The following is an 11,889-nucleotide window of genomic DNA, read 5'->3' as shown; positions in this document are numbered from 1 at the left end:
CCTTCGGCAACTCCTCCCGATAGGCCCGGAACGCCACCAGCGGCGTCCAAGAAATCCCAATTCGTCCGAACTATTTCGCTGAGATCACCTCAGTGAGTGTTTCCGACCTTAAGTCGCACGGCGCAGGATGCCCCAGATTCGAGCGGCTTTGAGGTTGCACACGTAGCCGAGCAGCGATCCGGGGGTCCACAAGGGTGCTGGATGTTCATCCCGTGCTTCTTGCGCTTGCCGAAATAGCAGGGCCGAGCGGCGGCCACGCGGTCGATCGGGATGAGCGTGCCGTCCAGACCGGGTAGGGGTAGGCGGCACGCTTGGTCACCCGTAACACCCGTTCCAGGCGAGGTGGGCGGATGCCTTACGGATAGTGCCACGCAGTGGCCACTTCGATGCCGAAGCAGGCGACGATCTCCGTCTCACCTAATGAGGAGACCCGAAAGCGCTGGGCTGCTTGTTTGCGCTCCCGCTAAGGAACGGGCTTCTGCATTGTGTCTCCGGCGGGATTCGTTCTCAAAGCTGGCCGACGAGCTGTCGATTCGCGACCGATATTAATTGGACCATGTGTAACCGTTGGTAGTGACCTGACCTCCGCCAGGTGCTTCGTCCACGGCATGGGCCGGGCTTGCAAAAGCGATACCGGCGGCAATAATCGCCGCAGTGATGAGCATTTTTCGTGCTCTGAGTTTTGAAGCCACGGGACACCTCCGAACGCGAAGTCCCAGGCGATCCTGGTTTCGCCAAGGCTCGACGGAAGTGATCGTACACAAGCTATCGGATGCGGACAAGAGCCTCAATTTAGGACGTGTCCCATTACGTGGATTACTGTCGACATTACCCATATTAACAGTTGGGCGATTTTCTGGAACGCTGAGAAAGTTCATCGTGGCGGTCGCCGCGCGGTTACGGGTACACGAGCGGTCAGATCTCAGGTCTGTCCGGAGCATGTCTCAGCCGTTCTGATGCCGCACGGGGCGCAGCGTGCGTTGAGGCCCTCAAGAAGATCTCGCACCGCTACGGCTTCCCCATCCCACACAGGAGCGGAACGAGCGTGCGAACGGCTTTGCATGATCGAAAAGGTCGCTTCCCGATCATGGGAAGTGGCCTTGACCTGCGATCTGCGAGATTGCCGCCATCCATGGGCACTCAGCGGCGGACACGGTAGCGGATGTGGGTCGACTCCGGCGTGTCGACGACCCGCACGATGTCCAGCTCGACGCGGGACGGCAGGACGTCGAACAGCCGGCGTCCGCCGCCGAACAGCACCGGGATCTGGTGGATCTGCAGCTCGTCCAGCACCTCGGCCTCCAGCGCCCGCTGGGCCGTGTCCCCGCTCTGCACCAGCACGTCTCGGTCCCCCGCGGCGGCCTTCGCCTGTGCCATCGCACTCTCGATCCCATCGGTCGCATAAGTCACCAGCGGATAGTTCGCGACCGACGGGCCGGGCGGCCGGTGGCTGGGTACGAAGATCGGCACACCGCGGCCGTGGTGATCGCCGCCCCAGTGATCGACCTGTTCGGCAGTCCGTCGTCCCACCACGATCGCGCCGGTCGCGTTGCATTCGTCGAAGATCTTCCCGGCTGTCCCGTCCGTCCGCTGCTTCCCGTCCGGCGTGAGGCCCCACTCATGCAGCCGCATGAAGTTGTCACCGCCGGGGTTACCCGGCCCGTCGTTCGGTGCCGCGATGTACCCGTCGAGAGACATCGACATATAGAGCGCCGATGAGGGCATGAGTCTGCTCCTTGCCTTCGACGACGCAACTCCTGGGCCGCGCCTCCTGCTCGTGCATCCGCTTAGGTACCTTTCCTTCCTGACGCAGGCATAGCAAGCGGTGGGGGCCGGACATTTGGCGGACATTCGTACTGCCTTGCAGGAGTGGCCAACCCGGTACCGCCCCGGGATTCCATGGTCGTCCCTGGCCATCCTTGAGCGTGTTCGGCACTCCTGCCCGCGTAGCTCGGTGACACCGGAGCCGGAACGTAGGACCGCCAAGGCCGACGTGCCTAGCCGATGTCGACCACCCGTGCCCATGGGGGCGGCGTGTCCGGCACGTAGTCGGGATCGCTCTCGTACGACCGCTTGGTCCGGGAAAACAGCCCCACCACCACGCGGGACGCCAGCCGTTCCTGCGGCCACGGGGTCTGTCCGTCGGTCAGGACCACGATGACATCCGGCCGCGGGCTTGCCCGCAGCGCCTTGGCGATGCCCGGACGCAGGTCCGTGCCGCTGCCCACCAGCGTCATCCCCTCGGCCCGGCGCAGCGGTTGCCCATTGTCCGCTCCATCCGCGCCCTCATCCTGCGCCTGGTTCGAGAAAACCCCGGCTGGGGATATCGACGGGTCCACGGAGAGCTCACCACGCTCGGTATCAAGGTCGCACCCTCCACCGTCTGGGAGATCCTCAAGCAGGAAGGCCTCGATCCAGCACCCGAACGGCCATCCACCACCTGGGCCGACTTCCTACGCTCCCAAGCCGACGCCTTACTGGCCTGCGACTTCATCGAAACCGTCACCCTGAACGGACAACGCCAGTACATCCTGGCCATCATCCAGCATGCCACCAGGCGCATTCACGTGCTGGGCACAACCACTCACCCGACCGCGAGTTGGGTCATCCAGGCGACGGCTCGCTATCTGATCCGAGATCGGGATGGGAAGTTCCCGCCGCTCATGGATGAGATCCTCACCGACGCAGGCATCCAGACAGTGCGCACCGGCATCCGGATACCTCGAATGAACTCGATCATGGAACGATGGGTGCAGTCCTGCCGCCGCGAACTCCTCGACCGCTACCTCGTCGTATGGAACGAACACCACCTGCGCACGCCTTGCGTGAGTACGAACACTTCTACAACCAGCACCGAGCCCATCAAGCCCTGGACCAAGCTGCTCCACTGCGCTCCCCCCGGACTCAATCACCTATCCAGCCCTAATCGTCAACCGCAGCGTAAGCCGACGAGACCGGCTCGGCGGAGTCCTCCACGAGTACGCACATGCCGCTTGAACTGCACGGATGGAATTTTCGGCAGGCGCAGTCATGCCCGTAGGTGCCGACCGAAACGGGCTGGCCGCCCGCCCACCGTCCGCTCCATCCGCACACTCATCCTGCGCTTGGTTAGGGAGAACCCCAGCTGGGGGTACCGGCGGATCCACGGGGAGCTCACCGCCCTCGGCATCAAGGTCGCGCCGTCCACGGTGTGGGAGATCCTCAAACAGGAAGGTCTTGATCCGGCGCTCGAGCGGGCGTCCACCACGTGGGCCGACTTCCTGGGCTCCCAAGCCGATGCCATACTGGCCGCCGACCTCTTCGAGACCGTCACTCTGAACGGGCAGCGCCAGTACGTCTTGGCCGTCATCGAGCACGCCACCAGGCGCATCCGCGTGCTCGGCACCACCGCTCACCCGAGCGCCGACTGGGTCACTCAGGCGATCAAGAACCTGGTGATGGACCTGAACGATGCGAGCTGCCGGGCGCGCTATCTGATCCGAGATCGGGATGGGAAGTTCCCCGCCCAAAAAGGATCTTTACATAAGATCACAACACATGTGATGATCACTCCGTTTTGCCACATCTGTTCGAAAGGCTCGAGTGAAACCATCACGAACAGCGTCCGGCTTATCCAGCCGGACGCGACGCCGCGCTGCCCTGATCGCAGCCCTCGCCGTGCCGCTCTCGCTCATCAGCGCACCCGCGCTCGCCCAGGACCCCACGCCACCCCCCACAACCCCGCCGAGCGCTCCCGCCACCCCCACCGGTAAGGCGCTGGCGCAGGCCAAGAAGGACAACCGGCGCATCGAGATCGAGTCGCTGCGCTCGGAGAACACCACCTACTACGCCAACCCCGACGGCAAGACCCTGCGGATGGAGCAGTACCTGGAGCCCATCCGGGTCAAGAACGCCGAAGGCAAAGGCTTCACACCGATCGACACCACGCTCATCGAGGCGAACGGAGTCATCAAGCCCAAGGCGGCCAAGGGCGGCCTGACCCTGTCCGCGGGCGGCGACACCGAAGCGATCAGGAGCAAGAGCGGCGACCTCGCCGCCCGGATCGACGCCCCCCGCACGTTGCCCAAGCCCACGCTCAACGGCAGCGCCGCCACCTACCCGTCCGCGTACGGCAAGGGCATCGACCTGGTCGTCACCGCCACCCCGACCGGGTTCCGCCAGCAGATCGTCATCAGGCAACGCCCGGCCGAGCCGGTGACGTTCCGCGTCCCCGTGGATCTGCCCAAGGGCATCTCCTTCGGTAAGAACGCCAAGGGGCAGCCGACCCTGAAGAACCAGGACGGCAAGCACAGCCTCGACATCCGCCCCGCGGCACTGCTGGACGCGAAGGCCGCCGACGCGAACGCCGACCTCGGCACCGTCAGGGTCGGCAGGGCCCAGGTGAGCCTGGACGACTCGGCGCTGGTGTACAGCCCCGACGCGGCCTTCCTCGCCGACCCGGCGACCACGTTCCCGGTGACCATGGCCGCCATCGACGACGACTGGTACGAGTGCACGCTCGGGGGCGACCCCCCCCGGCGATCCGATGGACACGTACATCAATGACGTGGACCTCACCGACAGCTGGGACATGCACTACCGCGACCAGATGTGGGTCGGAAAGTCCTACGCCAGCGGCATCGCCAAGCGCTGGCGCGCCTACATTCAGTTCCCGCTGCCGAAAGCGACCGACCCGTTCTGGGGCTCGAACATCCAGAACGCCGACCTGGAGTTGTGGAACTACCTGTCCAACGACTGCGGCGAGTTCGTCGGCTCCGGAATCACCGCCCGGCGGGTCACCTCCGACTGGGACCATCTGACCCTGCAGTGGGGCAACCAGCCATCGGTCACCGACGTGGGCGCGGACACCGAGTACGGGGCGTACAGCCCCGATTGCGCCGGCTCGATGAACTACGAGCACGACCTCATCCACTCAGTCGACACCATCGTCCAGGACTGGGCGGACGGCGAGACGAACTACGGATTCCAGCTCCGCGCCGGTGACGAATCCGAATTGCGGAACTGGCGCCGTTACCGCAGCCGCGAGCAGACCAGCGGCTACCCCGCCCACGGCCCCAGGCTCACGGTCGATTTCGAGCCCAAAGTGAAGCCGGCACGAGCGGTCGTGATCCTGGCCCCCGGCGAGCCGACACCGCGCACCGCGGAGGAGTTGGAAGCGTTCGCCGCACAGGGGCGGCTGCAAGCGACGGTTCCGTCGCCGGAGCCGATCACTCCTGCAGCGATGCAGGCGGAGCTGGCGAACGCCGTGGACGACAGCGTGACGTCCGCTGATGAGCTTCAATCGCCGCTGCCGCCACCCGTCGACGGAGTGGCGGCCCGCTGGTCGTTCACTGAAGGAACCGGCAGCACCGCCGCGGATTCTTCCGGGAGCGGGCACGATGCGGCCGTCGGCGACGGCGTCACCTGGACACCTGGCGTGACGAACTCCGCGCTGACGAACACAGGAGCCGGCGACGCAGCGGGCGAGACCACTGCCATCCAGAGCCTGGCGCCGGCGCTGCGATCAGCGGCGCGAAGGGCGGTCGCTGCGGGCAAGCCTGTAGAGGTCGTTGAAGCGACCACTGAGATGAGCGTCACCTACGCACAACCGGACGGAACGCGGTTCACGACCGAAGCCCACGCGAAGCCGGTCCGAGTCAAGCGGGATGGCACGTGGATCCCGATCGACCCGACGCTCGTCGAGCAGGCCGGAAAGCTGAAGCCGAAGGCAATGGCCCAGGGCGCCGTCGTGGAGATCTCCAATGGCGGCGAGGACGCCTTCGTCAAGATGAAGGTCGACGGGCACTCGTACGCGCTGCGCTGGCCGACGCCGCTGCCCAAGCCGACCGTCAAGGGCAGTGTGGCCACCTACACCGACGCCGCCGGAGTGGGCGCCGACCTGGTGGTGACGGCATTGTCGACCGGGTTCCGGTATGAGGTGGTGCTGCGCCAGCGGCCGTCGAAGCCGCTGGAGCTGCGGATCGGCGTAGATGACGAGGGCCTGACCCTGACCGAGGGCAAGGGCGGCCGGCTGCTGCTGAAGGGCAAGGGCAAGAAGCTGGTCGCCGCAGGAACACGGCCGATCGTGTCGGACGGCAGCGCCAAGGGCCCACTGGCCAAGCGCGCCGAGGCCGGCACGGACGTGGTCACCAAGGACGGCCGCACGGACCTGGTGGTCAAGCTCGACCAGGCGTTCCTGGCCGACGCCGGCACCACCTACCCGGTGCGGGTGGCCGCGGCCGTCACGCTGCCCGTCGGCGCCGACGTCGATGTCAGCACGCTCGACGTGGACTCGCCTGCCTACCCGAGCGGCCCGAACCTCCTGGCCGGCACCATGACCGGCGGGATGAAGATTCGGACGCACCTGAAGTTCGACACCCCGGGCCTGCAGGGCAGCACGGTGACCGACGCCAAGCTGTCGATGAACACCGTCGACAGCCACAACTGCGGCCCCGCGCTCACCAACGGCATCCAGGTCGCCCGGCTGACCAGCGCATGGGACCCGGACAACCTGTACTGGGCCACCAAGCCTGCCTTCACTACCGAGGACGCCTCGACAAACTTCAAGGGCGTCAACTCCGACTGCGCCACCTGGCCGGACAGCATGGACTGGAACGTCACCGGCATCGCCCAGGACTGGGCCGCCGGCGCCGCCAACCACGGCCTGGTGCTCAAGTCGCCCGGTGAGGCGAACATCGACAACTACCGGGTGTTCACCTCCTCCGAAGACACCGATTTCAACCAGCCGCCCACGCTGACCATCACCACCAGCGGACCGGCCTCGCAACCGGCCGTCTCCGCCCCGGCCATCACACCGGCGCAGACCGTGGACGGTGTCACCGTGACCGGCTCGCTCACCCCGCAGCTCGCCGCGACCGTCGCCGACCCCGCCGGCGGCAACCTCACCGGCCAGTTCGAGGTCGAGCACGACCCGGCCGCGCCTGGGCAGGGCACCGGCCAGATCTGGACCGGCGCCTCGCAGACGGTCACCTCCGGCGGCCAGGCCACTGTCAGCGTCCCCGCCGGGAAGCTGGCGGACGGCTGGAAGATCCGCTGGCGAGCCCGCGCGGCCAACGCCGCCGCCTCCACCACCTCTGCGTGGTCGGAGTGGCAGACGGCCACCGTGGACGTGCCGAATCCCAGCGTCGGCCCTTTCGGCGTCACGCCGTCACAGGTAGTCGACGGTCAGACGGTCACGAGCAGCCTGACGCCCACCCTGCACACCATGGTGAGCGACCCGGCGGGGCAACCGGTTCGCGCGGAGTTCGATGTCGAACACGACCCGGCCTCGGCGGGGCAGGGTACCGGGCAGATCTGGGCCGGTGGCGTCGACAACGTCGCCTCCGGGACCCAGGCCGCGCTCACCGTTCCTGCGGGCAAGCTGACCGATGGCTGGAACGTCCGGTGGCGGGTCCGCGCGATCAACTCCGCCACCACGGTCAGCTCACCGTGGTCCGGCTGGCAGAGCCTGAGCGTAGACGTTCCGCCGCCCGCTTCCGAGCCCGCGATCGGAGCTCTGCAGATCTCTCCGTCAGAGCAGGTGAACGGCACCACCATCGTCACCACGCTCACTCCGACACTCCGCGCCGAGGTCGGCAACCCGATCGGTGGAACCCTTCGTGCCGAGTTCGTGGTGGAACACGATCCAGAAGCCACGGAGCAAGGCAGCGGCCCCATCTGGGATGGAGCCGTCGACAACGTGGCCTCCGGCGCGCAGGCCACCGCCAATGTCCCCGCCGGGGTACTGACCGACGGGTGGAAGGTGCGCTGGCGTGCTCGTGCCGTTGCGGGAGAAACGAGTTCTCCCTGGTCTGAGTGGCACTCGGCCACTGTCGCAGTGCCCAAGCCGGCCGTGGCCGATCTCGTCCTCACCCCGTCAACGGTCATAGGCGGCCAAACGATCACGAACGTACTGAGCCCGACGCTCAAGGCGACTGTGACCGGGCCCGCCGGGCAAACGGTCCGGGCCGAGTTCGAAGTCGAGTACGACCCGGACACCACCGGGCAAGGCACTGGGCAGATCTGGGCTGGATCCGTCGACGGCCTCGCATCGGGCACGCAGGCGAGCATCACGGTGCCCCACGGAGAGCTGTCGGACGGATGGACCATCCGGTGGCGTGCCAGGGCGATCGCCGGAGAGGTGTCGAGCGACTGGGCCGCGTGGCACTACGTCACGCTCGATCTGACTCAAGCCGGACCAGGACCGATGGCGCGAACGGCCGGGCCGGTGCTACGCACCGATCAAAGTTTCACCGTCGCGGCATGGGTGAGGTGGGACGACCAGAACGGCGCTTACACCATTGTTGGACAAGACGGCGTAAATACGGCGCCATTCCGGCTGGGAAACGACCCGGAAGACGGCCTGACCTTCAGCTTGACGTCGTCTGATGCCGCCGACGCGAGATCGGAAGGCGTCGTATCGGGCGTCAAAGCTCCCGCGAACTCCTGGTTCCACATCGCGGCCGTGTACGACAAGCAGAGCAGCACTGCAACTCTCTACCTCAACGGCAACACCATCGGGTTACCGGTGCTGGACGAGAGCCAAGAAGACACGGAGGTGTCGGCAAGCGCGCCGATCAGTTTCCCGACCTGGAATTCCACCGGGCCGCTCACCCTCGGCACCAGCATGAACGGCACTCTCGACGAGGTGTGGGCCTACGATCGCGCCCTGTCCCACTCGGAGATCGCTGAGCTGGTGGACGGCAGCAGTTCCGAGGAGTTCGCTCCGCTCGCCGGCCAGGGTGACAGACGGTCCACGACAGCCATGGCCGCTCCGCAACCCATGACCTACGATCGCGTGGACCCGGAAGAATGCTGGAAGAAATTCGAGGACAACGACAGATACAAAGCGACCTGGCGGAAGAACCGCTTCAGCGGATGTCAGGTGCACAGCATCAAATTCGCCGGTGACGGCGCGGATACCGGGCAGTTCTACCTGATGCTCGTCGCCAGCACCTTCAACGGTCCGGACGGAGTTCCCCCCGGTGGAACCAGCCGGGACATGTACTTCGACGTCTATGTCAATGAGTTCAGGTTCACTGACTACGATTTCCTGGACGCGAACTATACGCTCGGTCTGAGCCCGGCACGAGGGCAGACGGCGTGCCGTCACATCACCTCATGGAACGGGAGCGCACAGAACAATAACATCACCAAAAAGGGCAACGAGCTGCGGGCCCTCAGCAATCCGATCGACGACAAGTGGCCCAAGCTCGCCACCTGGCGGTTCCGCGCCGCTCCCGGAGACACGAGCGGAGCCGATCTCATCTCGAACTGCAACTTCAGCCCATGGATCAAGACCGACAGCGACGAGTGGGCAGATCCCATCAAGTTCGAATGGGGCCATGGCGCCACGCCGCAGCAGTTCACCATCCGGTGCGACTCCGCCACATACATCTCGAAGCAGTTTCCGGGAGGGTGTGTGATGCCCGCGGCAGCGTCCATCAAATGGGAGCTCGGGGCTGGTTACGACGAAGCCTACATCCATTACTGGAAGGCCTGTTACGACAAGGGTGACACCTACCCCAAGAGGCCCGACAAGATCATCAAGGGCTGCGCGACCTCGGCCAACGAGAACCCCGGAGCACAGAACTACCTGCATCGGATAGGCCAGCCGGAGATCGATCGAAACCGCGGACGAGCCACCACCAGATGCAGAAGTCTCTGGCCGAGCTACGGCACTCCCGTACCTCCCATGGTCCATATGGAGTGCGATGAGTTTCCGCCGGCATCCGCCGTGGAGCGGACACCGGCCGGGGACAGAGCAAGGAACTTGTCGGTGTGCGCCATGCCGGGCACGGCGGCCGGCCCCAACGGTAAAGCCGGCAAGGCCATGACGCGCTTCTACAATCGCGACCGGCTCTTGTACAAGGACGATCCATGGTTCTCGCGGTTCGCCTCCAAGCTACTACCCTATCCGGCCACACCGTCCAACCCGTCGATGGATTCCAACTGCTGGAAACCTGCTGTAGGCGGATACACGAAGTGGCCATAACCGGGACGTGACGCGCGTGTCGCAGAATTAGCGTTCATGAGAAGCAGCCTCCGTCGCCGTGCGGCAGCCAGCCTGCCGCACGGCGACGGAGGCGCATATAGGAGGGAACCCCGCTTGAATCCTTCAGATTTCCAAGAGTCAGTGCGGCGCTATCGAAGCTTGTTGAAAGAGGTGGCATGGATGGGCGAAGGGATGGCATGGACGGTGATCGTGCCGGAGTCCGGAAGCCTTTCTCTCGACGAGGTGGGGCGCCGTGTCACCGGTGGCGCGACTCCGCAGTTCCAGGAGTACGAGCCCGGTTACGCGGACCTGACGGCCTTCCGGCGGTCCGGAACGTCGGTGATGCTCTTCCAAGCCGAGGGTTTCACGCCTGTCGGGGAGCAGCCGATGCTGGGGCGCGTCAGTTCGGGCGCGCAGGTCTGGCATGTGCAGTGGAACATCACCGGAGCCCGCAGGCTACTCTATGCCGCCGACGGTGGGGTCGTGGCCGAGGTCCGCGACTTCGATCCGAAAGGGATTCACGGCACGAACGCCGAGGCTCTCCGGGAAGAGGCGGCTCTGCTCGGTGGCACCCGGGACGCGTTCACTGTCCGGGCGCGGGCCATGGCGATCGTGGAGCAACGGACGAACGTCCGGCTGGAGAGGGAATGGCTTGATCATCCTCAGCCCTCCCTGGAGATCGACTGAGCCTCGCGGGCGCTGGAGCCGCCAGGCCCGCCCACGGGTCAGGGAGATGGTGGGGTGGGCGGTCGGCTTGGTACCGGTGAAGATCGCGGTGCAGCGAGGTGACCGGCGGCGATCACCCCTGCTGACACCTGGGTCGGCTATTTTCCGGCAGAGCCCGGCGGCAGCAGCCGCTATCCGTTCCCGATGACCTGCCGGGCCGCGCGCAGCTCGGCGTCGCGGGCACGCCGGAACCGGTCGAAGTCCCGGCGGTGGGCGGCGATGGCATCGAGCTGAACGGCCTTGTCAGCGGCGGACCGGGCGGCGACCAGCCCGGTTGCCCGCTTGCAGCCGATGTCGGCCGTGGCGACGGCGAGCTCCCGGGACGAGGCGTGGCCGGGTTTCGCCCACGCCGGATCGGGGGTTGAGGAGTTCCTCCTCAACCCCTGTCCTACCGGCGAGCAGCCGAGCTGTTCGCCGGCATCATCAAATGGACGAACTGGCGGAACGATCAAACTGCCGAACCAGCCGACCTACTACGCAGCCGGGCTTTGAGCTTGATGACTCGGCTGGTCCCCTCGCTCTTGGCGTTGGTGATCCCGGCGGGAAGGAACACCTCGATCTCGCTCTGCCAGGCCTCGACGGTCGCGGCGAGCGTCACGAACTCGGGCAGGTAGGCATGGTCGGCGCACCAGGCGTAGAAGGCGTGCAGGCGGTGGCTGATCTGCGAGCGGGCAGGGCGGGCGCGGGCCAGATCGAGCAGATCGCGCAGTTTCTCCTTGGCGTGCCAGCCGGCCAGGATGTGCCGACCGTAGGTGCCGATCCTGGTCAGGTCCCGTTCCAGGACGGTGCGCTGCTGATCGGTGAGCTCCTCGGCGGCCGAGCGCAGCAGCCTGCGATGATCGTATTCGGGATCGCCCTTGCGGCCCCGGCGCCCGCGCATCTTCCAGGTCAGCCGCCTGCGCAGCTCGGCGAGCTTGGCATTGGCCGGCTGCACCACGTGGAAATGATCGACGACGGTCCTCGCGTGTGGCAGCGCAGCGGGGATCGCCGAGCGGAATATGGCGCACATGTCGATGGCCACATGAGTGATGGCGCCACGCCAGGTGGCGGGCTGGGCCGTCAGCCAGGCGGCCACCACGGTCGAGACGCGGCCCTCAACCTGGCCCAGCAGCCCCTGGCGGCCGGTCAGGTCGGTGAAGCCGACATGGCACCGGTCGACGACCTGCCGATATTTCCGGTGTCGGGATTCT

8 protein-coding genes and 1 pseudogene are annotated in these 11,889 nt (G+C 66.1%); 4 read left to right on the top strand and 5 right to left on the bottom strand.

Annotated features, from left to right (window positions below; genetic code table 11):
- Positions 1–173 precede the first annotated feature (173 nt).
- The 3 genes and pseudogenes from ACWDRB_RS67135 to ACWDRB_RS67125 form a co-directional block, all read right to left on the bottom strand.
- Positions 174–287: pseudogene (locus ACWDRB_RS67135) on the bottom strand (IS5/IS1182 family transposase); the annotation flags it as partial.
- Positions 288–1,140: 853 nt separating this feature from the next.
- Positions 1,141–1,725 (bottom strand): dihydrofolate reductase family protein, encoded by a 585-nt coding sequence (locus ACWDRB_RS67130; protein ID WP_449912680.1) that lies wholly within the window; start codon positions 1,723–1,725, stop codon positions 1,141–1,143.
- Between the two features lie 272 nt (positions 1,726–1,997).
- Entirely contained in the window at positions 1,998–2,237 is a 240-nt protein-coding gene (locus ACWDRB_RS67125) for a hypothetical protein (protein ID WP_449912679.1), read from the bottom strand.
- A 21-nt stretch (positions 2,238–2,258) separates the two neighbouring features.
- On the opposite strand from ACWDRB_RS67125, the gene ACWDRB_RS67120 reads away from it, so the two are divergent.
- The 4 genes from ACWDRB_RS67120 (at position 2,259) to ACWDRB_RS67105 (ending at position 10,660) form a co-directional block, all read left to right on the top strand.
- Entirely contained in the window at positions 2,259–3,752 is a 1,494-nt protein-coding gene (locus tag ACWDRB_RS67120; RefSeq protein WP_449912677.1) for a hypothetical protein, read from the top strand.
- Positions 3,658–4,545: a hypothetical protein gene (locus ACWDRB_RS67115; RefSeq protein ID WP_449912676.1), complete on the top strand. Its 888-nt coding sequence runs from the start codon at positions 3,658–3,660 to the stop codon at positions 4,543–4,545. Before ACWDRB_RS67120 ends, ACWDRB_RS67115 begins: the two co-directional genes overlap by 95 nt.
- Positions 4,526–9,973: a DNRLRE domain-containing protein gene (locus tag ACWDRB_RS67110; protein ID WP_449912675.1), complete on the top strand. Its 5,448-nt coding sequence runs from the start codon at positions 4,526–4,528 to the stop codon at positions 9,971–9,973. Before ACWDRB_RS67115 ends, ACWDRB_RS67110 begins: the two co-directional genes overlap by 20 nt.
- Positions 9,974–10,153: 180 nt before the next feature.
- Positions 10,154–10,660: a hypothetical protein gene (locus ACWDRB_RS67105; RefSeq protein ID WP_449912673.1), complete on the top strand. Its 507-nt coding sequence runs from the start codon at positions 10,154–10,156 to the stop codon at positions 10,658–10,660.
- Between the two features lie 170 nt (positions 10,661–10,830).
- On the opposite strand, the gene ACWDRB_RS67100 is transcribed toward ACWDRB_RS67105, so the two are convergent.
- Positions 10,831–11,079: a hypothetical protein gene (locus ACWDRB_RS67100; RefSeq protein WP_449912671.1), complete on the bottom strand. Its 249-nt coding sequence runs from the start codon at positions 11,077–11,079 to the stop codon at positions 10,831–10,833.
- 68 nt (positions 11,080–11,147) lie between these two features.
- The coding region (locus ACWDRB_RS67095) for an ISL3 family transposase (RefSeq protein ID WP_449912670.1) at positions 11,148–11,889 on the bottom strand (742 nt) is incomplete at its 5' end.

The organism is Nonomuraea sp. NPDC003707, from assembly GCF_053587055.1.
This window is presented reverse-complemented; position numbering and strand designations above follow the sequence as displayed.